This window comes from Pseudomonas sp. SWRI92, assembly GCF_014268685.1.
Taxonomy (GTDB): domain Bacteria; phylum Pseudomonadota; class Gammaproteobacteria; order Pseudomonadales; family Pseudomonadaceae; genus Aquipseudomonas; species Aquipseudomonas marvdashtae.
In genome coordinates, this window is sequence record NZ_JABWQY010000005.1 from 1 (window position 1) to 25,261 (window position 25,261).

Genomic DNA, 25,261 nt, shown 5'->3' on the forward strand with positions numbered 1-25,261 from the left:
TTCAGCTCTTTCCAGGGCATGGTCAGATCCTCGCGAAATCGACCATGCCAGTTAATAACTGTTACCTATGTGCTTGAACTGATTTGTAACCCATGTGGGTGAGTCATACCCCCTACAAGGCTTCTGGATAATTTCAGGGCTTTTTAAACTGATCATAAAAACCTCTGGACATGCGGCCCCTGCTAACCAAATACTATTTTCGAAGTTACGGAAGAACCCAGTATTTATCCAGGCAAGGAGCATGGATCCTCTCTCCAGAGACCCGATCATCGATCCGTGCCTGGTCCGTTGGTGCAAACCCGTTTCGCCTTGAAGGCCCAGAAGCTGGCCTTGGCCCAGGCACCGTCGCCTGCCAAACTTTGTGAGCACTATGCGTGAATCCATTGAATGTACCGAATGGGGTCTGTACACCAAGCCGGCGTTCCGATTGCTCCGGGAAGACTCCGAGCACCCCGTGCTGCTGGTTTGCGAACACGCCAGCCGCTTCATCCCAGACGCGCTGAACGAGCTGGGCCTGGATGAAACGGCCGCCCAGGAGCATATTGCCTGGGACATTGGGGCCTTGGCCCTCGCCGAGCGGCTGTCCGAAACCCTCGGAGCGACCCTGCTGTCGGCTAATTACTCGCGATTGTTGATCGACCTGAACCGCCCACTTCACGTCGCCGACAGCATTCCGGCACAAAGCGAGATCTATCAGGTTCCCGGTAACCAATCCCTGGACGACGCAACGCGCGAATATCGCCAACAGTGCCTCTTCCATCCATTTCATGATCAATTGCGGGCTTTGATCGACCAACGCCTGGGCGAAAACCGCACCGTGCGAGTGGTGGGTATCCACAGTTTCACGCCGGTTTTCTATGGACAACCGCGCGCCCTCGAGGCCGGCGTGCTGTATGGCGAAGCCAGGGACTATGCCCAGCGCATCGTCGACGGCCTCGGGCGACATTCGTTGCGGGCGGCCGGTAACCAGCCCTACAAAGTCAGCCCCCTGAGCGACATGACAGTTCCGGTACACGGCGACGGCCGCGGCCTGGACTCGGTGCTGATCGAAGTTCGCAATGACCAGTTGCGCAGTCCCGAGTCAGTGCGGACCTGGAGTGCTTATCTCGCTCCGCTGCTATAACACGACGGTGATGAAATTCGGCTACAAGCTACAACGCGTGGACATCGACAGTGATCGTCAAGCCCGGCACCTGACAGCGGGCTCTTTTGAACAGGAGTGCTATCCATGCTGGCCTTACGTCCAGTTCAGTTAAGCGATTTGCCGCAGTTGCAACAACTGGCCCGCGACAGCCTGGTAGGTGTCACTTCGCTTCCTGACGACACCGATCGCCTGCGGGACCGAATCCTCACTTCGTGCGCCGCTTTCGACGCCGATGTGCAGGCCCCTGGGGCAGAGAACTACTTTTTTGTCTTGCAGGACCTGGCGTCAGGCCGCCTGGTGGGCTGCTCGGAGATTGTCGCCGCTACCGGTTGCGATGAACCGTTCTACAGCCTGCGCAACCGGCCGTTTTCCAGCGAGTCCCGGGAGCTGAACATCCAGCATGGCGTACCAGCGCTGTCGTTGTGCCAGGACCTCAACGGCCAGACGCTGCTACGCGGTTTCCACATCGACGCCGCACGCGTGCGCACGCCTGAATCGGAGCTGCTCTCCCGGGCCCGGCTGATGTTCATTGGTGCTCATCCCCGGCGCTTTGCCGAGGCGGTAATCACCGAAATCGTCGGTTTCAGCAGTGAAGACGGCCAGTCGCCCTTCTGGGACGCCGTCGGCCAGCATTTCTTCGATCTGCCCTACACCGAAGCCGAACGTCTGTGCGGCCTGCAAAGCCGTACCTTTCTCGCCGAACTGATGCCCCAATATCCGATCTATGTCCCCATGCTGCCGCCAGAGGCGCAGGCCTGCATCGGCCGGGTGCATCCCGATGGCCAGGAAGCCTTCGACATTTTAAAGCGCGAGGGTTTCGAAACGAATAGCTACGTGGACATCTTTGACGGCGGGCCGACGCTGCATGCCCGGATAACCAATATTCGCTCGATTACCCACAGCCGTTCAGCCATCGTGCGACAGAGCCGGCAGATCGATGCCCGCGGTCGTTACCTGGTCAGCAATGATGGCCTTGGAAACTACCGGGCCATCATTGCCGAGCTGGACGTCAACGCCGAAGAGCCGGTGTCCCTGCACCCTGACATGCTGGCAGCGCTGGGTATCGCAGAAGGCGATCGGGTCCGGGTGGTCAGCCTATGAAACGCGTTCGATTGCGTACCTCGTGCCAAGACCGTGCCCGGCATGATGAAGGAGCCACGTCATGATAGTTCGCCCGGTTGCCCTGACCGACCTCCCCGCCCTGCTGGAACTGGCCCGTTGCGCCGGCCCGGGGTTTACCAGCCTGCCGGCCAATGAGGAGCGCCTGGCACACCGCGTGCGCTGGGCCCAACGCACCTTTGCCGGGCAGGTCGAGCGGGCCGACGCTGACTACCTGTTCGTGCTCGAGGACGATGACCGTCGAGTAGTGGGCATCAGCGCACTGACCGGCGCGGTCGGGCTACGCGAGCCCTGGTACAACTATCGCGTCGGTGTAACGGTCAGCTCGGCGCCTGAGCTGGGCATCCAACGGCAAATCCCCACGTTGTTCCTCAACAATGAAATGACCGGGCAATCGGAAATCTGCTCGTTATTCCTCCATCCGGAGCTGCGTCGCGGCCACAACGGGCGCTTGTTGTCCCTTGCACGCCTGCTGTTCGTCGCCGAATTTTCCCGGTTGTTTGGAGAAAAGCTGATCGCCGAACTGCGAGGCCAAGCGGATGAACAAGGCTGCTCGCCATTTTGGGATAGTCTGGGGCGACACTTTTTCAAGAAGGACTTCAGCTGCGCCGATCAGTTGTCTGGGATGGGCAACAAATCGTTCATCGCCGAGTTGATGCCACGTCAACCGTTGTATACGTGTCTGCTCACCAAACAGGCCCAGGCTGTAATAGGCAAGGCGCATCCGGACACCGAACCCGCCCTCAGGATCCTCAACGCCGAAGGTTTCGTCCATAAGGGATACGTTGATATTTTTGATGCCGGCCCGGTGATCGAGGCGCCGGTATCGACGATCCGTAGCGTGCGTGACAGCCGGTCGCTGTCCTTGATGATCGGCACGCCCGACGAACAGGCCCCGATCTGGCTGATTCATAACCGCCGCCTGGAAAACTGCCGCGTCACCAGCGCCCGGGCGCACCAGCACGGCGAAAGCCTGCTCGTCGACCGCGTCACCGCCAAACGCTTGCAAGTGCAACCGGGCGACACGGTTCGCGCCGTAACTTTACTCAAGCAGGGGCGACATGCCGTGGCGGCCTAGCCTTGGCACAGCTGTTTCGCCCTCAAACAGCGCCTTGCCTCATAAAGCCAAATAGCCAGACAGTTGATAAGCAATACTTATCGACAATTCCTTAATTGCCCTCACCCGCGCAAAACTCATACTCTCCAACACTCTTTCCAACTGAACGAATAACGTGCTCATGATAAAAAATCTAATAAGCAGGAGAATGCCGCCAGAACGCATCAGGCAAACAATAGCCACATTAGACATGACGACTGAAGTCAAACAATTGATCAGCCACCTGAGCGTACAATCAGAATTTGCCACTGCGCAATCCCGCCGCGCGGCCATTATGAGTTTCACCAATCTGCACACGGCAACTTTAATATTGCACTGCACCAGTATTGGCAATATAAGCATCAAGACATTGACACTTGACGCTCCGCGCTCGCCATTGTATTCGGTGCCTGGGCAGAGCATTTTGTTCGCCCTTGACCGACCCTTTGAAATTCTACGGTACACCCTTGACGGACAGCATCTGCGAAAGGCCGACAAGGTAGTTATAGATAAAGCGAACCCAGTCATTATCGATGGCCGCGATACGTTATTCGACTATTGCCAAGGACACCGGGAGCACGGTGGTCTAGCGGGCAGAATCAATCTGCCGGACCGAAGTGCGGACATCAGCGTGTTCGATCGCGTCTCGCTGCGCAAGATAGCCTGGCTACCTCAAGACGAAAGTGCTGCCCGTTACCTGGTAAGCCTGGAGCTGCTCGAAACGATTCAGGACCCCAATGGGCCCAAGGTCGCCGAGGAATTGATTTACCACTATCACCCCGCCGTGGCGTGGAAAGCCTTCCAGATGCTTTATCGGACCGACCGGCAAAAAGCAATGAGCTACGTCCCGCTGCTGAAAAAGCATCGAAACACGCGGCTGGATAATCTGCTCCAGCCCTTGGAGGCGACGGCATGAATCTGAACACATTTGTCGAGCGCCTGAACACATATGATAGCCAGCGAGACCAAACCAGGATTGCAGAGGACCTGCGTCAGTTGGCAAAAAACCGTTCTTTATTGAGCGACCATCTATATTCCACCATCCAGCAGGACGGTTTCAGCACGCGCAGCAGCCTGTACAACGCTTATGCGTTTGTCTTGCACAGCAATAACGAATTTACCCTCCGCCTGGGGTTTTGGTCGCCGGTCGATACATACGACGAAAGCGAAACATTTATCTATGGCCTGAACCATAGTCATGACTTTGAAATGTACGCTGTCGGCTACAGCGGTGATGGTTATACAAGCATCGTTCGGGAAATATTGGATGATCTGCCATTGCAAGCTGGCCACGCCCCTCGACTGGGAAAAGAACGCACGGTCAAACTTGCACCGGGCGAAGTGCTGTACATGCCCGCATTACGAGAAATCCATAGACAACTTGCGCCGCAGTCCATGTCCGCATCGCTCAGTTTACTCATTCATCCTGAAGATTCAGTCAGGGCCGACGAGTCCTGGTGTTTCGATGAACATTACACGCCGCTTTACCCCGGCGTAGCTGCGCAAGAGATGATGCTGTTTGCAGAAACACTGTTATTACTAAACCCAGGCAGCCAGTCGCTGCCCGGCAACAACAAGAGGAAGAAACATGAACAACAATAACTTGATTAATGAGTGGGACGCAGCGCCTTTGCTGCGAGCGGGTACTAATGTGGTTGATACTGCGACAAAGCTACGGAGTGAGGCTCCGTGCCAGCTACCGGAATGGACACTTCGCTTCAACGTCGCAAACATCCATGAGATCAAGAAGATCTGGGGCGAACCGACTCAAGATTGATGACAGGTAAGTAAAAGGCATTTTTCCAGGCTGTAGGCCTCCCAGGGCTTGCGGCCTTTTTTTCGATGCGCCGGAAACATGGCCCATGCGCATTCGTCATCATCTTTTCGCCTGCTACGTGATAGCCTTTGGACATTCGGCGTTGACATCTTTGCTCAAGCCCTTCCATTCCCATTGGTGGAACTCACATGTCCAGGCTTTCCCATCAAGATTTGCGTCGTAACTTTCGCCACCTGCTGGCTTCCCAAACGTGCTACCACACCGCCTCGGTGTTTGATCCGATGTCGGCGCGCATTGCCGCCGACCTGGGTTTTGAAGTGGGTATCCTGGGCGGCTCAGTCGCGTCATTGCAGGTACTGGGCGCGCCGGACTTTGCCTTGATCACCCTCAGCGAGTTCGCCGAACAGGCCACCCGCATCGGTCGCGTGGCTCAACTGCCGGTGATTGCCGACGCCGACCATGGCTATGGCAACGCGCTCAACGTGATGCGCACCATCATCGAACTTGAACGTGCCGGCGTAGCTGCGTTGACGATTGAAGACACCTTGCTCCCGGCGCAATTTGGCCGCAAATCCACTGACCTGATCAGCGTGGCCGAAGGCGTCGGCAAGATCCGCGCGGCGCTGGAAGCGAGAGTCGATTCGGAAATGGCGATCATCGCCCGCACCAACGCCGGGATCCTGCCAGTCCAGGAAATCATCAGCCGCACCCAGCAATACGAACGCGCTGGCGCTGACGGGATTTGCATGGTGGGCGTGCAGGACTTCGAGCACCTGGAAAAGATCAGCGAGAACCTGAGCGTGCCATTGATGCTGGTCACTTACGGAAACCCGCTGTTGCGCGACGACAAACGTCTGGCCGAGCTGGGCGTACGCGTCACCATCGATGGCCACGGCGCCTATTTTGCCGCGATCAAGGCCACCTATGACAGCTTGCGGGAACAGCGGCAGATCTTCACGCAGGCTTCGGACCTCAGCGCCACCGAACTGACCCACACCTACACCCAGCCAGAGGAATACATCCGCTGGGCCGAGGAATACATGAGCGTCAAGGAGTAAGGTCGACCATTGGCCGGTAGGTCATGCAAGTACGCCATCGCGAGCAGGCTCGTGATGGCGTAGGCAGATTGAAGTGATCCTCACTGCCCGCTGCGGAGCATTTCCTTGGGCACGTACTTGCCGATCTCGAACTTGCCGATGGCGGCGCGGTGGACTTCATCCGGACCGTCGGCCAGGCGCAGGGTGCGTTGCATGGCGTACATATAGGCCAACGGGAAATCGTTGGAAACCCCAGCGCCGCCGTGGATCTGGATCGCCCGGTCGATTACCTTCAAGGCGACGTTCGGCGCAACGACTTTGATCTGGGCGATTTCGCTCTTCGCCACTTTATTACCTGCAGTGTCCATCATGTAAGCCGCTTTCAAGGTCAACAGGCGAGCCATGTCGATCTCCATCCGCGAATCGGCAATTTTGTCGATGTTGCCCCCCAGGCGCGCCAGTGGTTTGCCGAAGGCCGTACGACTGATGGCGCGCTGGCACATCAATTCCAACGCCCGTTCGGCCATGCCGATGGAACGCATGCAGTGATGAATCCGACCCGGGCCCAGGCGACCTTGGGCGATTTCAAAGCCGCGCCCCTCGCCCAGCAGGACGTTTTCATACGGAACCCGCACGTTATCAAACAGCACTTCGGCGTGACCGTGGGGCGCATCGTCATAACCAAACACCGGCAGCGGCCGGACGATTTTCACCCCTGGGGTATCAACGGGTACCAGGATCATCGAGTGCTGGGCGTGCCGCGGTGCGTCGGGATTGCTCAGGCCCATGAAGATGAGGATTTTACAGCGTGGATCGCAAGCACCTGATGTCCACCACTTCTTGCCATTGATCACCCACTGGTCGCCGTCGCGCTCCGCACGGGCGGCCATGTTGGTGGCGTCAGAAGAGGCGACGTCCGGTTCGGTCATGGCGAAAGCCGAACGAATCTCGCCCCGTAGCAGCGGCTCGAGCCAGCGCTGCTTTTGTTCTTCGTTGGCATAACGCACCAGCACTTCCATATTGCCGGTGTCCGGCGCCGAACAGTTGAACGGCTCCGGCCCCAGCAACGAACGTCCCATGATTTCTGCCAGCGGCGCGTATTCCAGATTGGTCAGGCCGGCCCCCAGCTCGGACTCCGGCAGGAAAAGATTCCACAGCCCCTCGGCCCGAGCCTTCGCCTTGAGTTCCTCCATGATCGCAGTGGGCTGCCAACGGTCGCCTTCAGCCACTTGCCGTTCGAACACGGCTTCAGCCGGGTAGACATAGGCATCCATGAACGCCGTGACGCGTTCACGCAGTTCCTGAACCTTGGGGGAATAGGCAAAATCCATGGGCAGCACCTTCTTGGCAGAGGTTGTTTTTAGGTCATGAAATCGATGCTAGTTCAGCTACGAAAATTTACCTAACCTATTCTCGGCGTGTATTAACATTCATCACCGATATATGTTTCACTGATTCGCATTGCCACCCGGCACCTCATAACAAGCCCAAGAATAAGAGTGCAGCGCCATGAATCTGAGCAAGGTCGACCTTAACCTTTTCATTGTTTTCGATGCGATCTACACCGAAGCCAACCTGACCCGCGCCGGGCAGATCGTTGGCATCACTCAGCCGGCGGTGTCCAATGCCCTGGCGCGTTTGCGCGAGACCTTCAACGACCCGCTGTTCGTGCGCACCGCCCAAGGCATGGTGCCTACGCCGATGGCGCAGAATATTATCGGGCCGGTGCGCAACGCCCTGTCGCTGCTGCGGGTGTCGGTGCAGGAAAGCCGGATCTTCAACCCTTTGCAGGCCGTCAAGACTTACCGCATCAGCATGACCGACCTCACCGAAGGCGTGATCCTGCCCCCGTTGTTCCAGCGCCTGCGCCGCCTGGCGCCGACCGTGGCCATCGAAAGTTTCCTCTCCAAGCGCCGTGAAACCACTAAGGAACTGGCCGCCGGCCGCCTGGACTTCGCGGTCGACGCGCCGCTTAATACCGACCCACAGGTGCGGCACGTCAAGCTGATGGAAGACCGCTATGTCTGCGCCATGCGCAAGGGCCACCCGTTGGCAGGCAAAGATAAAATCAGCCTCGACGATTACCTGGCCCAAACCCACGTGCACATTTCCAGCCGCCGCAACGGTTTGGGCTATGTCGACCTGGCCTTGGGCAAAATGGGCATCCAGCGCAAGATCGCCCTGCGCTCGCAGCATTATCTAATGGCGTCCCAAGTGCTCCAGCAGACCGACATGGTCATGACGGTTCCCGAGCGCTTTTCTCGCCGTCACGACTTGCATGCCTTCCTGCTTCCGGTCAACGACGTACCGCCAGTGGAAACCCACCTCTACTGGCACGAAAGTACTGACCAGGACCCGGCGAACCGTTGGATGCGCGAGCAGATGATCGAACTGTGCCAGCAAGTCACGGCCCATGAGAAGAAGCTCGACAAAGTGGTGTGAAGCGATAGACGGCGTAAACGTTCGCGAGCAAGCCCCGCAGCTTGACGTGAACGTCAAGCTGCCATTAGCTTAGCGCCAACCTCTTTCGTTTCGAGCGCTTCCATGAGCAGCCAGACCTACAGCATCTCCGACCTCGCCCGCGAATTGGACATCACCACCCGCGCCATCCGCTTCTATGAAGAACAAGGCCTGTTGAGCCCGGAACGGCGTGGCCAGGAGCGCATCTATTCGCCTCGGGATAAAGTCAGCCTGAAGCTGATTCTGCGGGGCAAGCGTATCGGGTTTTCCCTAGCCGAGTGCCGTGAGTTGATCGAACTCTACGACCCCAGCAGCGGCAATCAGAAACAGTTGCACAGCATGCTGGCGAAAATCGTCGAGCGCCGGGAACAACTCGAACAACAACTGCTGGACATCGAACAGATGAAGCTGGAACTCGACACCGCCGAAGAACGCTGCATCCAGGCGCTGGAGCAGACGATCAAGGGCGAGGAAAGCGTCCAATAACGTCGCCAAGCCCGCTGCCGCAGCGAAATATCGCCCTTCACTAACAGGTCAATCGCCATGTCCCTTCCCTCCTTTGTACGCCTGATCGAGGTCGGCCCTCGCGACGGGTTGCAAAATGAAGCACAGCCCATCAGCGTCGTCGACAAGGTGCGCCTGGTGGACGCACTGAGCGCTGCCGGCCTTGGTTACATCGAGGTCGGCAGTTTTGTTTCGCCCAAATGGGTACCGCAGATGGCCGGCTCCGCCGAAGTGTTTGCGCAAATCCAACGCAAGCCCGGTGTCACCTATGGCGCCCTCGCGCCAAACCTGCGCGGTTTCGAGGACGCGCTCGCGGCCGGGGTCAAGGAAGTGGCGGTATTCGCCGCGGCATCCGAAGCGTTCTCCCAGCGCAACATCAATTGCTCTATCAAGGAAAGCCTGGAGCGCTTCGCCCCGATCATGGAAGCGGCGAAACGCAACGGCATCAGCGTGCGCGGTTACGTGTCGTGCGTGCTGGGCTGCCCTTACGAGGGCGAGGTCAAGCCAGAGCAAGTGGCCTGGGTTGCCAGGGAGCTATACGCCATGGGCTGCTACGAAGTGTCCCTGGGCGACACCATCGGCACCGGTACCGCTGGCGCAACGCGCAGGATGTTCGAAGTGGTTTCAGCGCACGTGCCGCGGGAAAAACTGGCGGGACATTTCCACGACACCTACGGCCAGGCGATGGCCAACGTCTACGCCAGCCTCCTGGAGGGCATTGCAGTGTTCGACAGCTCCATTGCCGGCTTGGGCGGCTGCCCATATGCCAAGGGAGCCAGCGGTAACGTTGCGACGGAAGACGTGCTGTACCTGCTCAATGGCTTGGGCATCGAGACCGGTATCAACCTGGACGCCTTGATCGCCGCGGGCCGACAGATCTGTGAGGTGCTAGGTCGCCCGACCGGTTCGCGCGTCGCCAAGGCTCGGCTGGCACAGTGAGGTGTTACCGCCCCGCTTGTAACGGGCGCGAAACGAGTAACACGGAAACAATTTGTCAGGTTTGGCGTGCCAGCTTTTTCAGTGAAAATCCATATTCCATTGATTTATATAGGTTTTTAAAAGTTGGCACGGCACCTGCTATATCTCTTGCACAACAAAAATAAAAAAAAGCGACACACCCAATAAAAACAAGACGAAACGACTCTGACATAACAAGAACAACACGGCAGAGACGCAGCTAACAGATTTTTTTGGAGAAGATGTGCTTTTCAGGGTGCTTCCAGGAGCAACCCGCAACCGGGCAGAGAACAATAAAACTACCTTCAGGTAGCTCCCGAATCGGTTGGATCGCCAGGCGAAAAAGCAGGTCAGCGCTCAAAAAAATACGTTTGCTCTTGATCCCGGATGGGGATCGCCAAAACAGCGGTAAAGGGTCACGGCTACCAAAAACAACAACAGGCCGCCCCTCAATAATAAAAAAAGAGCACGCGACGACAAAATTAAAGGGGAGCTTCGGCTCCCCTTTGTGCTTTTCCGTATTTGGATTTGCAATGTGCCAGCCAGCCTATTCCAGAGCCGATCGTTTTCGGTCAGGCCCAAGTTTCTCCCCCTATAACTAAGCGTACCTAATCTGGCTCAAGTTGACGTTAACGTAAAGAGCATTGACAGCTCTTCATCCCACGCTTACGTTAACGTAAAGGTGAGAACGGTCCTACGACCTTCCACAGCCGATAAATAAGCCAAAAAGGTGCCCCATGAGCTACCCATCCCTGAATTTTGCCCTCGGCGAAACCATCGATATGTTGCGCGATCAAGTGCAATCCTTCGTCAAGGCAGAGCTGGCGCCTCGGGCGGCGCAGATCGATATCGACAATCTGTTTCCCGCCGATATGTGGCGCAAATTCGGTGACATGGGCTTGCTGGGCATCACCGTAGCTGAAGAATACGGTGGCGCCGGCCTGGGCTACCTGGCTCATGTGGTCGCCATGGAAGAAATCAGCCGCGGCTCGGCCTCGGTCGCCCTCTCCTATGGCGCTCACTCCAATCTTTGCGTCAACCAGATCAACCGCAACGGCAACCATGAGCAGAAGAGCAAATACCTGCCCAAGCTCATCAGCGGCGAACACGTCGGCGCATTGGCGATGAGCGAACCGAACGCCGGCTCCGACGTCGTCTCGATGAAACTGCGGGCCGACAAACGCGGCGATCGCTACGTGCTCAACGGCAGCAAGACCTGGATCACCAACGGCCCCGACGCCAACACCTACGTGATCTACGCCAAGACCGACCTGGAGAAAGGCGCCCATGGCATCACAGCCTTCATCGTCGAGCGCGATTGGAAAGGCTTCAGCCGAAGCAACAAGTTCGACAAGCTCGGCATGCGCGGCTCCAACACCTGCGAGCTGTTTTTCGATGACGTCGAGGTGCCGGAAGAGAACATCCTCGGCGTGCTCAACGGCGGTGTGAAAGTCCTCATGAGCGGTCTCGATTATGAACGCGTGGTCCTGTCCGGCGGCCCAACCGGCATCATGCAGGCCTGTATGGACCTGATCGTGCCCTACATCCATGACCGCAAGCAGTTCGGCCAGAGCATTGGCGAATTCCAGCTGATCCAGGGCAAAGTCGCCGACATGTACACCCAGCTCAACGCCAGCCGCGCGTATCTCTATGCGGTGGCCCAGGCCTGCGAACGCGGTGAAACCACCCGCAAGGACGCCGCCGGGGTGATCCTCTACAGCGCCGAACGCGCCACGCAAATGGCCCTCGACGCGATCCAGATCCTGGGCGGTAACGGCTATATCAATGAGTTCCCGGCCGGGCGATTGCTGCGTGACGCCAAGCTGTATGAAATCGGTGCCGGCACCAGTGAGATTCGTCGGATGCTGATCGGTCGCGAACTGTTCAACGAAACCCGCTAACGGAGCTGACCATGGCCACGCTGCACACTCAGCTCAATCCACGCTCGCCGGAGTTCATCGCCAACCGCGATGCCATGCTCGGACAGGTCGAGGCGCTGCGCACCTTGCTCGCGCACGTCCAGCAAGGCGGCGGCCCCAAGGCGCAGGAACGGCATACCTCCCGGGGCAAGCTACTGCCGCGCGAACGCATCAACCGCTTGCTGGACCCGGGTTCACCCTTTCTCGAAATCAGTCCGTTGGCGGCCTACGAGGTGTATGGCGAAGACGTCCCGGCTGCTGGCGTGATCGCCGGCATCGGCCGCGTGGAAGGCATCGAATGCATGATTGTCGCCAACGATGCGACGGTCAAAGGTGGCTCCTACTATCCGTTGACGGTGAAAAAACACCTGCGCGCCCAGACCATCGCCCAGCAAAATCGCCTGCCGTGCATTTATTTGGTTGATTCCGGCGGCGCCAACCTGCCACGCCAGGACGAAGTGTTCCCGGACCGCGAGCATTTTGGCCGGATCTTCTTCAACCAAGCCAACATGAGTGCCCAAGGCATCCCGCAGATTGCCGTGGTCATGGGCTCCTGCACCGCCGGTGGCGCCTACGTGCCAGCGATGGCCGACGAGGCGATCATGGTCCGCCAGCAGGCGACGATCTTTCTTGCCGGCCCACCGTTGGTAAAAGCGGCGACTGGCGAGGTGGTCAGCGCCGAGGACTTGGGCGGTGCCGATGTGCACTGCAAGATTTCCGGCGTCGCCGACCATTACGCCGACAGCGATGAACACGCCCTGGCGCTGGCCCGCCGCAGCGTGGCCAACCTCAACTGGCGCAAGCTTGGCGATGTGCAGCAACGCACGCCCATCGCCCCGCTGTATTCGAGCGACGAGCTGTACGGCGTGGTATCGGCCGACGCCAAGCAGCCGTTCGATGTCCGCGAGGTCATCGCGCGACTGGTGGACGGTTCGGTGTTCGATGAATTCAAGGCACTGTTCGGAACGACCCTGGTGTGCGGCTTCGCCCACTTGCACGGTTACCCCGTCGCGATCCTGGCCAATAACGGCATCCTGTTCGCCGAGGCTGCGCAGAAAGGCGCGCACTTCATCGAACTGGCTTGTCAGCGCGGGATACCGCTGCTGTTCCTGCAAAACATCACCGGTTTCATGGTCGGCCAGAAATACGAAGCCGGCGGCATCGCCAAGCACGGTGCGAAACTGGTCACCGCCGTGGCCTGTGCCCGGGTACCGAAATTCACCGTGATCATCGGTGGCAGTTTCGGCGCGGGTAACTACGGCATGTGCGGACGCGCCTATGATCCGCGCTTCTTGTGGATGTGGCCGAACGCACGAATCGGCGTAATGGGCGCCGAACAGGCGGCCGGCGTGCTGGTACAGGTCAAGCGTGAGCAGGCCGAACGCAGCGGCCAGTCATTCAGCGCCTCCCAGGAAACCGAGATCAAGCAACCGATTCTCGACCAGTACGAAGAACAAGGGCATCCCTACTATTCCAGCGCACGGCTGTGGGACGACGGCGTCATCGACCCAGCGCAAACCCGCGATGTGCTGGGCCTGGCCTTGTCCGCGTCGCTGAACGCACCCATCGAACCGAGCCGCTTCGGCGTGTTCCGGATGTAACCGGGGAAACACCCATGAACCAGTACAACACGCTCGAACTGCACACCGACCCGCGCGGATTCGCCACCTTGTGGCTCAGCCGCGAGTCGAAGAACAACGCGTTCAACGCCGAAATGATCCGTGAGTTGATCCTCGCCCTGGACCAGGTCGGCGGCGATTCGAACCTGCGTTTCCTGTTGATCCGTGGCCGGGGTAAACACTTCAGCGCCGGCGCTGACCTGGCCTGGATGCAACAGTCCGCCGAACTTGATTATCACACCAATCTCGACGACGCCCGGGAGCTGGCGGAGTTGATGTACAACCTCGCCAAGTTGAAGATTCCGACGCTCGCCGTGGTCCAGGGCGCAGCGTTTGGTGGCGCGTTGGGTCTGATCAGCGCCTGCGACATGGCCATCGGCACCGACGAAGCGCAGTTCTGCCTGTCCGAAGTGCGCATTGGCCTGGCGCCTGCGGTAATCAGCCCTTTCGTGGTGCAAGCCATCGGCGAACGGGCCGCACGACGTTATGCCCTGACGGCGGAACGCTTCGGCGGACAACGTGCGAAGGAGATCGGTTTATTGTCGGAAAGTTACCCGGCCGAGGCGCTGGACAGTCAGCTCGGGCAATGGATCGACAACCTGCTTCTCAACAGCCCGGCGGCGATGCGCGCCAGCAAGGAACTGTTGCGCGAAGTCGGCAACGGCGCACTCACCCCGGCGTTGCGACGCTACACCGAAAACGCCATCGCCCGGATACGTGTCAGCGCCGAAGGCCAGGAGGGTCTGCGAGCCTTCCTGCAAAAGCGCGCGCCGAACTGGCAACCCGAGCCAACCAACAAGGAGCCGCGTTGATGAGCGCCCCTGTCCTCACCACGCTACTGGTCGCCAACCGCGGTGAGATCGCTTGCCGCGTCATGCGCACCGCCAAGGCCATGGGCCTGACCACCGTCGCCGTGCACAGCGCCACCGACCGTGACGCACGGCATAGCCGCGAAGCTGACATCCGCGTCGACCTCGGTGGCAGCAAGGCCGCCGACAGCTACCTGCAAATCGACAAGCTGATCGCCGCGGCCCAGGCCAGTGGCGCCCAGGCGATTCATCCAGGCTACGGTTTTCTCTCGGAGAACGCCGCGTTTGCCAGGGCTATCGAAACAGCCGGGCTGATCTTCCTTGGCCCGCCCGCCTCGGCCATCGACGCCATGGGCAGCAAATCCGCGGCCAAGGCCTTGATGGAAACCGCTGGCGTGCCGCTGGTGCCCGGCTATCACGGTGAAGCCCAGGACCTGGACACATTCCGCGATGCCGCCCAGCGCATCGGCTACCCGGTACTGCTCAAGGCTACCGCAGGCGGCGGCGGTAAAGGCATGAAGGTCGTCGAGGACGTCAGCCAGCTGGCCGAAGCATTGGCCTCAGCCCAGCGTGAAGCGCAATCTTCGTTCGGCGATGCCCGGATGCTGGTGGAAAAATACCTGCTCAAGCCGCGTCACGTGGAGATCCAGGTGTTCGCCGACCAGCACGGCAACTGCCTGTACCTGAATGAACGCGATTGCTCGATCCAGCGTCGGCATCAAAAAGTCGTGGAGGAAGCACCGGCTCCCGGGCTGAGTGCGCAGACGCGCAGGGCGATGGGCGAAGCCGCCGTGCGTGCCGCCCAGGCAATCGGCTATGTCGGGGCGGGCACGGTGGAGTTCCTGCTGGATTCGCGGGGCGAATTTTTCTTCATGGAGATGAACACCCGGCTGCAGGTGGAGCATCCCGTCACCGAAGCCATCACCGGGCTGGACCTGGTGGCCTGGCAAATCCGCGTCGCCCAGGGTGAGCCGCTGCCCATTACTCAGGAACAAGTGCCGTTGCGCGGCCATGCCATTGAGGTACGGCTGTACGCCGAAGACCCTGCCAACGACTTCCTGCCAGCCACCGGGCGCTTGTCGCTGTATCGGGAGTCCGCCAAAGGAGAAGGCCGGCGGGTCGACAGCGGGATTGCAGAAGGCGACGAGATTTCGCCGTTCTACGACCCGATGCTCGGCAAGCTGATCGCCTGGGGCGAGAACCGCGAACAGGCGCGCTTGCGGCTGCTGGCGATGCTCGACGAGTTCGCTATTGGCGGGCTGAAAACCAATATCGGCTTTCTTCGTCGCATCATCGCTCACCCCGCTTTCGCGGCGGCGGAGCTGGACACGGGATTTATCCCACGCTACCAGGCGCAATTACTGCCAGAACCTGGCGAACTGGACGACGACTTCTGGCACGCAGCGGCCCAGGGCTTCGCCTTGAGCCTGACGCCACGTGTCCGAGCCGATGATGCCAATTCCCCCTGGGCCGATACCGCCGGGCTGCGTCTGGGGCTGCCTGGGGAAATCACTCTGCACTTGAGCTGCGACGGCCAGGATCGCGTTGTGACATTGGACGTTACCGCCCGTTGCGCCGAACTCGGGAATGAGCATCTGGTCATCGAGCACAACGGCCTGCGTCGCAGCCATCGCGCCATTCGCCAGGGCGACAGTCTGTACCTGCGGTGGAAAGGCGACTTGCATCGAGTCGATGCCTATGACCCATTGGCCGCGGCCGAAGCAAGCCACAGTCATCAGGGCGGCCTGGTCGCGCCGATGAATGGCAGCATCGTTCGGGTATTGGTGAGTGCCGGCCAGGCGGTGGAGGCTGGCGCGCAACTGGTGGTGCTGGAAGCGATGAAGATGGAACACAGCATCCGTGCGCCCAAGGCCGGCATCGTCAAGGCGCTGTATTGCCAGGAAGGCGAAATGGTCAGCGAAGGCAGCGCGCTGGTGGCGCTCGAGGAATAGGCATCGGCCCGTTCCCGGGCCGATCCAGTCAGAACCTGATGGTGGCTTGCACGACCACGCCGATGATGCGGCATTGCTCGGTGTAAAGGGTTTTCGGGTAAGTAGGATTGAGCGGGACCAGGTAACGCTGACCGCTCTCTTCGATCAATTTGCGAAAGGTCGCATCGCTGCTTCCGGGCAATTGAGCGACGACCAATTTACCGGGCGCCGCTTCAATGGCCGGGTCGACCAGGATCGACATGCCCTCGGGAATACTCAGCCCGCTCGGCGCGGTCATCGCGTCGCCCACCACCACCAGCCAGAATGCATCGCCTTTGGCATGGTAGTCCGTCAGTTCGTAGCGGGACTGTCCGTAGTCAGCCTGATCACCTTCGCGAACGACAGTGATGTCGCGCCAGTCGCTGACTGGGTAGCGGAAGTACGGGTTGTACTTCTGCGCCAGGGCCATGCCTTCGTCGGTGGAGGTATCCGGCTCGCGGATGACCATTGCCACCTCGAGGAACTCCAGTCCCAATTCCTGCAGCACCCTGTTCATGTCCTCAAGACTGGGTTGCCGGCGCTTGGTCAGCCAATGGCCGACACCGCCCTGGGACATTCCCAAACGTTCTGCAAGCACCACCTGCGTGATGTGCAGCTCCTTCATCTTGGCCTTGACCAACTCTATCCATTTATCCATGAGCGGCACGATACGTGGATGGCCACGCCCATCAAAACACGAATTGTAGTATTTAATTTATCGTCACAATTACGTCGCGTATTAAGCTGGGCTCAGGATTCCAAACCTTGCACGGAGAAACTCGACACCATGGAAACGCCCAACAAAAACGAGCCCACAATACCTTCCGACGGCACATTCCCCTCTTTTCAGGATTGCCCAGCGGCTCAACGCGCCTTGGATTACTACTTGAAACCGAGTATTACCGACGCCCAGGCCGAACATCGCTTCTTCGACGTCAACCGTAACATCAGCGGCGAAGAGGCCTTGGTGCATGCCTGCGACCTACTGCGCTGCGCCGCCGCCACCGCGAACGAATCCGCCCGCCAACTCACGGGTTCGAGCCGCGACCTGGCGTTTTCGGTGGTGCATATGATTGATCTGGTCAAGGTCATGCTTGACCGCTCGTTGGACGGTTACGCTGCTCGCTAGGTGCCGCCAGGACCGGGCGCCACGAACGTGGGCACGGAAAATAATTTTCAATCGATGCTATAAAACCATTTGACTTGCAAATGATAATGATTATTATTGCATCAGCTGGTCGCGAGATCAGTCGATAGGCCAGAAGACCTTAGGTCGGACTTCTGGAATATCTCCTCATCAGGCTAATCACGGTTTTTGACCCGGCTTTTTGCCGGGTCTTTTTTTGCCGATTTTTCGGCTTATGTCTTCAGGCTAATGAAGTCTTCAGCTGTCGCTAAATTCGATGGCGGCGATGATAGCAAACGAACATTCAATAACAAAAGTCCCTGCACCGCCTACGCGTTGATGATCGACAGGCAGCACTTGAGAATCAATCAAGGACGCTCTAATCTGGCTTCGCGTCCAGAGAGGACGCCCCCTCGTGCCAACGTGCAAATCGTCCCGGTTTTCCTTTCCCAGCGTGTAAAGTAACGGCCATGAACATCCTCTGCAGGAATCGTGACCGTGGCAAAATCCTCGTTTGATATCAGCGCCAATTTCGACAGTGGCAACATTGAGGTCGTGGACATCAGCAACCCGTTGCAATCGCTGCTGAAGATCAGGCCCGACACCCGCAGCACGCATTTCCAGTGGTTCCACTTCAAGGCCAGCGGCTTGCATGTCGGCCAGGAATATTCCTTTCGCCTGCTCAATGCCAGTCAATCGGCCTACAACCAGGCATGGACCGGCTACCAGGCCGTCGCTTCCTACGATCACGTCAACTGGTTCCGTATTCCTACCCAATTCGAGGGCGACGCCCTGCGCTTCCACTTGGAAGCCGAACAGCCGCACGCCTGGTTTGCCTACTTCGAACCCTACAGCCGCGGGCGTCACGACTGGCTGATCGAACAGGCCCTGCACAAGGCCGGCACCGAGCTGTTGGCAACGGGTAAAAGCGTCGAAGGGCGCGATATTCAATTACTGCGCAAAGGCAGCGGTACCGAAGGCCGGCGCAAAGTCTGGATCATCGCCCAACAGCATCCCGGCGAGCACATGGCCGAGTGGTTCATGGAGGGCGTCATCGAACGCCTCCAGCATCAGGACGATGCGCAACTGAACCGGTTGCTGGCCAAGGCCGATCTGTACCTGGTGCCGAACATGAACCCGGATGGCGCTTTCCACGGTCATCTGCGCACCAATGCCAAGGGCCAGGACCTCAACCGGGCGTGGCAGAACGCCAATCCGGAAACCAGCCCCGAGGTGTTTTTCGTACAGCAGCAGATGGAAAAGTACGGCGTCGACCTGTTCCTCGACGTTCATGGCGATGAAGAAATTCCCCACGTCTTCACCGCCGGTTGTGAAGGCAACCCAGGCTATACGCCACGCATCGCCGGGCTCGAAGAGCGCTTTCGCAGCCATCTCAAGCGCCAGACCAAAGACTTCCAGACCACCCACGGCTACACACGCGACGAACCGGGCCAGGCCAACATGACCCTGGCCTGCAATGCCGTCGGCCAAAAGTACGACTGCCTGTCCCTGACCTTGGAAATGCCGTTCAAGGACCACGACGATCACCCGAACCCACGCACCGGTTGGTCCGGCAAGCGATCGATGCAGCTGGGCAAGGATGTCTTGAGCACAATCGAGGACATGGTCGACGAATTGCGCTGATTCGATCCCCGTGGCGCGGGAGCGGGCTCCCTCGCCACGGATCATGCGTCAGCTCTTGCCGCGCAACATGCTGTCCAACACCTCATCCCGGCGCACCCAGCCGTGAAAAAGTGCCGCCGCCAGGTGCACCAGCACCGTCAGGAACAGCAGATACGCCAGGTAACCATGGGCCTTGCGCAACAACGCAAAGGTCTGGGCATCCGCTGGCAGGATGGAGGGCAACCGAAGCGATTCGCTGAGCATCACCGGATCTCCCGCTGCCGAAATCATGCTCCAGCCCAACAGCGGCAGAATCAGCATCAACGCGTACAGCAAGACATGCGAAGCCTTGGCCGCCAACGCCTGCCAGCCCGGCAGATCAGCCGGAAGCGGCGGCGTGCGTGTGGTGAAGCGCACCACCAGGCGCACCATCACCAACAGCAGAATCGCGATGCCCAAGGGTTTGTGCAATTGCAGCAGCCATTCATGGCGCTCGGACACCGAGGCAACCATGCCTGCGCCGATGAACAACATCGCGATAATCATCAAGGCCATCAGCCAATGCAGCAGCCGGGCCAGCGCTGTGAAATGTCGGGGGGCGTTCATTGGCGGGACTCCTGGGCGGCGGGCAGTTGGCCGACTTCGCTGGTACGTCGCAGATAAGAACTGGCATAGGCAGCCGAGCGCGCGGCCAGCAACGGGTCGTCAGAGCCTTCGATGCCCTTGGGCAGAATCAACGGGTCGTAGTTGATGTCGCGGCATTCACCCTTGTCCTGCGCCTGGGCACGCTCCAGCACCAAGGTGCCGGCATTGATCACCTTGCGGTCATCAGGCCAGACCTTGCTGGCGTCGTCGACCGGATCGCCCGGGTTGGCCAAGGTGATGTTCAACTGCCAGCGCAGTGGTCCGGCCGCCAAGCGTTTCGTCAGGTCCTGTTCAAGGAAATCGGCGCCTTGGGGAGGCGCCGCATCTGCAGCATCCTGGCTCATCGGCTGCACACCCCAGCGCACGGCCTGGCGCTCACCTTTAGGGTTGACCAGATAGAATGCGTTGATGCCGTTATAGGTTTCGGTGGCGTAGCTGGCCGAGGGTTTCGCGGTCTTGACCCATTGCAGGAACGGCATCGCCTCAGGGTGCGCGGCAAAAAACGCGGGCACGGCTGCCGGGTTCGGTTTCCCCGTGGCCGGGTCTGGCGATTGAGCCTGTTGCAACTGGTAGAAAGCCTGGGGCGTTCCCACGGGGAACACCGGCATGCTGTTCATACCCGTGCGCCATTGCTGACCGTCGGCCTGGGTAAAACGCAGCGCCAGGCTGCGGATCGGCACGCTGCCGTCCGGTGCGTAAGGATTGCCGCTGGGCAATGCAAAACGGCCGACCACAGGCGTCCGCGCATCATTGAACACGCGTGCGCTGGAGTAAGTGCGCGCCTCGCCGCTGCTTTCAAAATAACCGGCAACACAGACGCCTTTGGAGTGATTGCGCCGAAAGCCCGGATGAACCCCATTGTTCGTTTCCAAGACGTTGACCAAAGCCTTGGGCGTCAGGCGTTGTGGGTCGAGGGTGCCATTGACGTAGGCAAACGCCCCGGCCAGCGCGGCAACGACCAGCGCAATGCCCGTCAGGCGCAGTGTCAGGCTGGCGCCGCTCAATGGCGGCCGACTCGGTTCGGAGGAAGGGTCAACCATTTGCAGACTCCATGGCACAAGGCCGTTTATGGACAAGACCCGTCAGACGAAAGCCCGACGGGTTTATTCCCACGCTCCGTATTTATTTTTCCTGCGCTGGAATAATCTCGCGGCTGGATCGTCTTTCCAGTCCCCACACAGTGACTGCCCAACGAAGCCGCACGCCCATGAATGAACTCGACGACCAGTTGCGCCTGCTCATCCCACGGCTGAGACGCTTTGCCGTGTCCCTGACGCGCAATCCCAGCAATGCCGATGACCTGGTGCAGGCGTGCCTGGAACGGGCCTTGTCAAAGTGGAACGACAAGCGCCCGGACGGCGACCTTCGAGCCTGGCTGTTTTCGATTCTTTATCGGCAATTCCTCGATGCCCACCGCCGCTCCCGACGTTACGCGCGCATGCTGGAATTCTTCACCGGCCGCGACGAGGCACATCCTTCGGCCGAACGCAGCGTTATCGCCCAATCGTCACTCCAGGCTTTCGATCAACTGCCCACCGAACAGCGCGCGCTGCTGTTGTGGGTGTCGGTGGAAGGCTTGAGCTACCAGCAAGTCGCCGACATCCTCGGCGTGCCGACCGGCACCGTGATGTCGCGCCTGTCCCGCGCCCGCCAGAAGTTGCGTCAACTCAGCGAAGGCGAAATTGCCCGCCCTGCCCTGCGGATACTCAAATGATCAGCATGCCTCCCAGTGACAACGACCTGCACGCCTACGTCGATCATCAATTGAACGAGGACGACCAGCGGCGAGTGGAAACCTACCTGGCCGCAAACCCCGCTGCCGCCAAGCGCGTGCAGGCCTGGCAACAGGACGCGCAACACTTGCGCGCGACCCTGAGCGCAGCCTTGCAACAGCCACCCAATCCAGACTTGGACCCGGCGATCATCCGTCAACGCCTGAAGCATCGCGCCCGTCGCCACCTCGCCAGCGCGGCAGTGCTGGTGCTGGCCGTCGGGGTGGGCGGATTCGGTGGCTGGCAGGCACGGCAAATGACTCTGCTGAGCGCCGCCGCGCCTATGGCTGACGCCTTGCAGGCATATCGGTTGATCGCCCAGCAGGGCATCCTCCCAGCCGATTACCAGACGGGCGACGAACAGAGCATGCAGGGCTGGCTCGACCGTTACTTCACCCAGGCTGATCGCCTGCCGGACCTCTCGGCAGCGGGCTTCAAGCCGGTCAGCGGGCGATTGCTCAGCACCGAACAAGGCGCGGCGGCGATGGTGATTTATCAGGACCCGAGCGGCCAGAAGATCAGCTTCTACGTGCGCCCACCAGGCCCGAAAAACTTCCTGCTGCCCCGTGGCAGTCGGCGCGACGGCGAATTGCAGGCGCAATACTGGTCCGGCCCGGGGTACAACTACGCGATAGTCATCCCCAGCGATACGCCCGCCGCGCAGAAGCTCAAGCAGACGCTGGACTTCTGAGTTCAGAACCGCGACTTACGCCTGCCTGAACACCTGCGAAGGCCTGCGCAGCAGTGGGTCGAAGGGGTTGATTCGCGGCCCGATCACGGCGGCTTCGCGCTTGAGCATCTCCACCACCGTCGGCAGGCGATCCGGCCCGAGCCGGTCGCTGATCGTCGCCACACTCAACGCTGCAACGGCCCGGCCTTCACGATCGAGGATGGGCACCGCCACCCCGGCCATGCCCTGCAGCACGCCGGTGTTGCGCCCGGCGTAACCCAGCGTGCGGACGTTCTCGACTTCCGTGCGCAGGAAGACTTCATCGTACAAATGAAAATCCTTGAGTCGCGGCAGGTTGTAATGGATCACCGTTTCGCGTTCCTCCTCCGGCAGGAACGCCAGGATCGCCAGGCTGCCTTGCCCCACGCCCAAGGCCACTCGACCGCCGATGTCGCCCGTGAAGGTGCGGATCGGAAACGGACCTTCACTGCGATCCAGGCAAATCGCATCGAAGCCGCAGCGCGCCAGCAGAAACAACGAATCCCCCAATGACGCCGACAGCCGCAACATGGCAGGCCTGGCCAGTTCGCGCAGGTTGCCGGTGTTGCCCGCACGGGCCGCCAGGGCGAAGAAGTCCAGGCTCAGGCGATACCGTTTGCTGCGCGCATCCTGCTCGACCATGCCTTCGTCCATCAGGCTGCGCAGCAAGCGGTGCGTGGTCGGTTGTGACAAGCCGATGCGCTGGGCCAGTTGCGTCACCCGCTCCCCGCCTTCAACGGTCTCCCCGAGGCTGCGCAGCACGGCAAACAACCGCGAGACCGAGCCGACACCGACTTCACCTTTTTCGTTATTCCGCTCAGTGGAATCAAGCATGTATTTTCTCGTTAGATAATTTACTCACCGAATGAAAATGAAAATAGTGATCGCTTCAGTGAAATAGTCCATTGAGCCCATCCTAGTCTTCGTCCTACTCTGCGTCCATACAGGGGCGATTCGAACAACAGCGGCAGCCGACTTGAGGTCGAGCGCCAACGCACCCCGCAGCACCCTTTCGTATCTGCCCATAAAAAAGCGCGCCTTGCGGCGACGCATAACAATCTCAGGTGGAGCGCAGTCATGGCTTTCGTGCAACTTGAAGACTTGAGCAAACGTTACGGCGACTTGGATGCCGTGGTGGCCACCAACCTCTCGGTGGAGAAAGGTGAATTCGTTTCGCTGTTGGGCCCCTCTGGTTGCGGCAAGACCACAACCTTGCAAATGATCGCCGGCTTCGTTGAAGCCAGCAGCGGTCGTATCCTGCTGGACGGACGCGATATCACCCACGCCAAACCCGCCAGCCGAGGCCTGGGCGTGGTGTTCCAAAGCTACGCTCTGTTTCCCCACATGACCGTCAAGGACAACGTCGCCTTCGGCTTGCGCATGCGCAAAGTACCCGGTGCCCAATTGCAGTCGCGGGTCGATCGGGTGCTCAAGCTGGTGCGCCTGGACCTGCATGCCGAGCGCTACCCACGGGAACTCTCCGGCGGCCAGCGCCAGCGCGTGGCACTGGCCCGGGCGTTGGTGATCGAACCGCCGGTACTGCTGCTCGATGAACCGCTGTCCAACCTTGACGCCAACCTGCGCGAAGAAATGCAGTTCGAGATCCGCCGCATCCAGCGCGAAGTCGGCATTACCACCTTGATGGTGACGCACGACCAGTCCGAGGCGCTGTCGATCAGCGACCGGGTCGTGGTGATGCAGGCTGGGCGCATCACCCAGATCGACGCGCCCTACACCCTTTATGAACACCCTCGCACCGAGTTCATCTCAGGGTTCGTCGGCAAAGCCAACCTGCTGCCCGGTACGCGTGACAGCGCCGCAATTGCGCAGGTCAGCAGCACCGGCCAAGGCGAGCTGACCCTGAGCCTGCGTCCGGAAAAAATCGACCTGTGCGCCCCCGGTTCGGGCCGACTGCAAGGCACCCTCACCAGCCGCTTTTTCCTCGGCAGCCAATGGCTGTACAGCGTTGCCACGCCACTGGGCGAGCTCAGCGTGGTGCGCCGCAACGACGGCTCAGCGCCGTTGAGCGAAGGCACCGTGGTTGGCCTTGACTGGGATCCTGCGCTGCTGCGGGTGCTGAGCGTGGACGAGGTGCCGGCATGAAACTGATCGACGCGATGCGCCGGGGCCGCCAAGGCTATTTGATGTCGGCCCCAGCCCTGGCCTTGTACCTGGGCCTGCTGGTGATTCCCCTCGGTTTGACACTGGTGCTGTCGTTCAATGTCTTTGACTACGGCTCGGGCATCAACAGCGAGGCCTACACCTTCGAGCATTACACCAGCCTGCTGGGCGACCCGTATTTCTATGAAATCTTCCTGCGCACGTTCTGGATCAGCGCGCTGACCACCGTCTTGTGCGTGGTGATCGGCGTACCCGAGGCCTACATCCTCAGCCGCATGGGCGCGCCTTGGCGTTCGATTTTCCTGATCCTGATCCTTACGCCGCTGCTGATATCGGTGGTGGTGCGGGCCTTCGGCTGGAGCCTGCTGCTCGGTGCCGATGGCCTGGTCAACCAGACTCTGCAGGCCCTGGGCGGCTCGCCGATGAAGCTTCTTTATACGCCGTTCGCCGTGGTCATCGCCCTGGTGCACGTGATGTTGCCGTTCATGATCATTCCGGTGTGGACCTCGCTGCAAAAGCTCGACCCGGCTGCCGAACAAGCCGCGCTCTCCCTCGGTGCGAGCCAGTTCACGGTGATCCGCAAAGTGGTGCTCCCGCAGATCATGCCCGGCGTGTTGTCCGGCACGCTGATCGTGTTCGGCCTCGCCGCCAGTTCCTTCGCCATCCCGGGCCTGCTCGGCGGGCGGCGCTTGAAGATGGTCGCCACGCTGATCTACGACCAGTACCTGTCGGAGCTCAACTGGCCCATGGGCGCAGCCATTGCCGTCGCGCTGTTGCTGCTCAACCTGCTGATCATGTTGTCGTGGAACCGCATGATCGAAGGCCGCTACAAGAAGTCATTGGGGTAATTCACC

At 59.8% G+C, this 25,261-nt stretch carries 25 protein-coding genes and 1 pseudogene; 20 read left to right on the top strand and 6 right to left on the bottom strand.

The window, feature by feature from the left end:
* The first annotated feature begins 370 nt into the window (after nucleotides 1-370).
* From HU762_RS10545 to HU762_RS10575, 7 genes are all read left to right on the top strand, one after another.
* Entirely contained in the window at nucleotides 371-1,123 is a 753-nt protein-coding gene (locus tag HU762_RS10545; RefSeq protein ID WP_186636289.1) for an N-formylglutamate amidohydrolase, read from the top strand.
* A gap of 105 nt (nucleotides 1,124-1,228) precedes the next feature.
* The gene (locus HU762_RS10550; RefSeq protein WP_186636291.1) at nucleotides 1,229-2,245 is read left to right on the top strand and encodes an arginine N-succinyltransferase; all 1,017 of its coding nucleotides are present in this window, start codon (nucleotides 1,229-1,231) and stop codon (nucleotides 2,243-2,245) included.
* Nucleotides 2,246-2,306: 61 nt separating this feature from the next.
* Nucleotides 2,307-3,341, top strand: a complete 1,035-nt coding sequence (astA, locus tag HU762_RS10555) for an arginine N-succinyltransferase (protein WP_186636294.1) — start codon at nucleotides 2,307-2,309, stop codon at nucleotides 3,339-3,341.
* A gap of 229 nt (nucleotides 3,342-3,570) precedes the next feature.
* Nucleotides 3,571-4,275 (top strand): hypothetical protein, encoded by a 705-nt coding sequence (locus HU762_RS10560; RefSeq protein ID WP_225923584.1) that lies wholly within the window; start codon nucleotides 3,571-3,573, stop codon nucleotides 4,273-4,275.
* Nucleotides 4,272-4,961, top strand: coding sequence for a transposase (locus tag HU762_RS10565; protein WP_186636300.1), 690 nt, complete (start codon nucleotides 4,272-4,274; stop codon nucleotides 4,959-4,961). The genes HU762_RS10560 and HU762_RS10565 overlap by 4 nt, the downstream gene beginning before the upstream one ends.
* Nucleotides 4,948-5,136 carry a hypothetical protein gene (locus HU762_RS10570; RefSeq protein WP_186636303.1) on the top strand — a complete coding sequence of 63 codons (189 nt, stop codon included), beginning with the start codon at nucleotides 4,948-4,950 and terminating at the stop codon, nucleotides 5,134-5,136. Before HU762_RS10565 ends, HU762_RS10570 begins: the two co-directional genes overlap by 14 nt.
* Before the next feature lie 188 nt (nucleotides 5,137-5,324).
* The gene (locus HU762_RS10575) at nucleotides 5,325-6,194 is read left to right on the top strand and encodes an oxaloacetate decarboxylase (RefSeq protein WP_186636310.1); all 870 of its coding nucleotides are present in this window, start codon (nucleotides 5,325-5,327) and stop codon (nucleotides 6,192-6,194) included.
* 80 nt (nucleotides 6,195-6,274) lie between these two features.
* Here the strand turns inward: HU762_RS10575 and HU762_RS10580 are convergent, their stop codons facing one another.
* Nucleotides 6,275-7,504 carry an acyl-CoA dehydrogenase gene (locus HU762_RS10580; protein WP_186609727.1) on the bottom strand — a complete coding sequence of 410 codons (1,230 nt, stop codon included), beginning with the start codon at nucleotides 7,502-7,504 and terminating at the stop codon, nucleotides 6,275-6,277.
* Between the two features lie 178 nt (nucleotides 7,505-7,682).
* Here HU762_RS10580 and HU762_RS10585 point away from each other — a divergent pair, with 178 nt between their 5' ends.
* From HU762_RS10585 to HU762_RS10595, 3 genes are all read left to right on the top strand, one after another.
* Complete coding sequence (locus HU762_RS10585; RefSeq protein ID WP_186636312.1) at nucleotides 7,683-8,615, top strand: LysR family transcriptional regulator; 933 nt, start codon at nucleotides 7,683-7,685, stop codon at nucleotides 8,613-8,615.
* A gap of 102 nt (nucleotides 8,616-8,717) precedes the next feature.
* Nucleotides 8,718-9,119: a MerR family DNA-binding transcriptional regulator gene (locus HU762_RS10590; protein WP_186609729.1), complete on the top strand. Its 402-nt coding sequence runs from the start codon at nucleotides 8,718-8,720 to the stop codon at nucleotides 9,117-9,119.
* Between the two features lie 57 nt (nucleotides 9,120-9,176).
* The gene (locus HU762_RS10595; protein WP_186636313.1) at nucleotides 9,177-10,076 is read left to right on the top strand and encodes a hydroxymethylglutaryl-CoA lyase; all 900 of its coding nucleotides are present in this window, start codon (nucleotides 9,177-9,179) and stop codon (nucleotides 10,074-10,076) included.
* Between the two features lie 301 nt (nucleotides 10,077-10,377).
* Here HU762_RS10595 and HU762_RS26985 read toward each other — a convergent pair.
* Nucleotides 10,378-10,629 (bottom strand): annotated as a pseudogene (locus tag HU762_RS26985) (hypothetical protein); the annotation flags it as partial.
* 202 nt (nucleotides 10,630-10,831) lie between these two features.
* Here HU762_RS26985 and HU762_RS10600 point away from each other — a divergent pair.
* From HU762_RS10600 to HU762_RS10615, 4 genes are read left to right on the top strand one after another with little or no spacing between them, the layout of a single operon-like run.
* Nucleotides 10,832-11,995, top strand: a complete 1,164-nt coding sequence (locus HU762_RS10600; RefSeq protein ID WP_186636315.1) for an isovaleryl-CoA dehydrogenase — start codon at nucleotides 10,832-10,834, stop codon at nucleotides 11,993-11,995.
* 11 nt (nucleotides 11,996-12,006) lie between these two features.
* Complete coding sequence (locus HU762_RS10605; protein ID WP_186636317.1) at nucleotides 12,007-13,614, top strand: carboxyl transferase domain-containing protein; 1,608 nt, start codon at nucleotides 12,007-12,009, stop codon at nucleotides 13,612-13,614.
* Nucleotides 13,615-13,628: 14 nt separating this feature from the next.
* The gene (locus tag HU762_RS10610) at nucleotides 13,629-14,444 is read left to right on the top strand and encodes a gamma-carboxygeranoyl-CoA hydratase (protein WP_186636319.1); all 816 of its coding nucleotides are present in this window, start codon (nucleotides 13,629-13,631) and stop codon (nucleotides 14,442-14,444) included.
* Entirely contained in the window at nucleotides 14,444-16,393 is a 1,950-nt protein-coding gene (locus HU762_RS10615) for an acetyl/propionyl/methylcrotonyl-CoA carboxylase subunit alpha (protein ID WP_186636321.1), read from the top strand. The genes HU762_RS10610 and HU762_RS10615 overlap by 1 nt, the downstream gene beginning before the upstream one ends.
* A 28-nt stretch (nucleotides 16,394-16,421) precedes the next feature.
* Here HU762_RS10615 and HU762_RS10620 read toward each other — a convergent pair whose 3' ends face one another.
* A complete protein-coding gene (locus HU762_RS10620) occupies nucleotides 16,422-17,069 on the bottom strand; it encodes a S24 family peptidase (RefSeq protein WP_186636324.1) in 648 nt (215 codons plus the stop codon).
* Nucleotides 17,070-17,198: 129 nt separating this feature from the next.
* On the opposite strand from HU762_RS10620, the gene HU762_RS10625 reads away from it, so the two are divergent.
* Both HU762_RS10625 and HU762_RS10630 read left to right on the top strand, forming a co-directional pair.
* Nucleotides 17,199-17,540 carry a DUF3077 domain-containing protein gene (locus HU762_RS10625; RefSeq protein WP_186636852.1) on the top strand — a complete coding sequence of 114 codons (342 nt, stop codon included), beginning with the start codon at nucleotides 17,199-17,201 and terminating at the stop codon, nucleotides 17,538-17,540.
* A 489-nt stretch (nucleotides 17,541-18,029) separates the two neighbouring features.
* Nucleotides 18,030-19,181 carry a carboxypeptidase family protein gene (locus tag HU762_RS10630; protein WP_186636327.1) on the top strand — a complete coding sequence of 384 codons (1,152 nt, stop codon included), beginning with the start codon at nucleotides 18,030-18,032 and terminating at the stop codon, nucleotides 19,179-19,181.
* 48 nt (nucleotides 19,182-19,229) lie between these two features.
* On the opposite strand, the gene HU762_RS10635 is transcribed toward HU762_RS10630, so the two are convergent.
* Together HU762_RS10635 and HU762_RS10640 are read right to left on the bottom strand one after the other, a co-directional pair.
* Nucleotides 19,230-19,766 (bottom strand): cytochrome b, encoded by a 537-nt coding sequence (locus HU762_RS10635; RefSeq protein WP_186636328.1) that lies wholly within the window; start codon nucleotides 19,764-19,766, stop codon nucleotides 19,230-19,232.
* Entirely contained in the window at nucleotides 19,763-20,845 is a 1,083-nt protein-coding gene (locus tag HU762_RS10640) for a catalase family peroxidase (RefSeq protein WP_186636331.1), read from the bottom strand. The genes HU762_RS10635 and HU762_RS10640 overlap by 4 nt, the downstream gene beginning before the upstream one ends.
* A 167-nt stretch (nucleotides 20,846-21,012) precedes the next feature.
* Here HU762_RS10640 and HU762_RS10645 point away from each other — a divergent pair, with 167 nt between their 5' ends.
* Together HU762_RS10645 and HU762_RS10650 are read left to right on the top strand one after the other, a co-directional pair.
* Complete coding sequence (locus tag HU762_RS10645) at nucleotides 21,013-21,519, top strand: sigma-70 family RNA polymerase sigma factor (RefSeq protein ID WP_186636334.1); 507 nt, start codon at nucleotides 21,013-21,015, stop codon at nucleotides 21,517-21,519.
* Nucleotides 21,516-22,268: an anti-sigma factor gene (locus HU762_RS10650; RefSeq protein ID WP_186636337.1), complete on the top strand. Its 753-nt coding sequence runs from the start codon at nucleotides 21,516-21,518 to the stop codon at nucleotides 22,266-22,268. The genes HU762_RS10645 and HU762_RS10650 overlap by 4 nt, the downstream gene beginning before the upstream one ends.
* Before the next feature lie 15 nt (nucleotides 22,269-22,283).
* Here the strand turns inward: HU762_RS10650 and HU762_RS10655 are convergent, their stop codons facing one another.
* On the bottom strand, nucleotides 22,284-23,120 hold the full coding sequence (locus HU762_RS10655) for an IclR family transcriptional regulator (RefSeq protein WP_186636340.1): 837 nt from the start codon (nucleotides 23,118-23,120) through the stop codon (nucleotides 22,284-22,286).
* A 243-nt stretch (nucleotides 23,121-23,363) separates the two neighbouring features.
* Here HU762_RS10655 and HU762_RS10660 point away from each other — a divergent pair, with 243 nt between their 5' ends.
* Both HU762_RS10660 and HU762_RS10665 read left to right on the top strand, forming a co-directional pair.
* On the top strand, nucleotides 23,364-24,389 hold the full coding sequence (locus tag HU762_RS10660) for an ABC transporter ATP-binding protein (protein WP_186636343.1): 1,026 nt from the start codon (nucleotides 23,364-23,366) through the stop codon (nucleotides 24,387-24,389).
* Nucleotides 24,386-25,255: an ABC transporter permease gene (locus HU762_RS10665; RefSeq protein WP_186636346.1), complete on the top strand. Its 870-nt coding sequence runs from the start codon at nucleotides 24,386-24,388 to the stop codon at nucleotides 25,253-25,255. Before HU762_RS10660 ends, HU762_RS10665 begins: the two co-directional genes overlap by 4 nt.
* The last annotated feature ends 6 nt before the right edge of the window (nucleotides 25,256-25,261 follow it).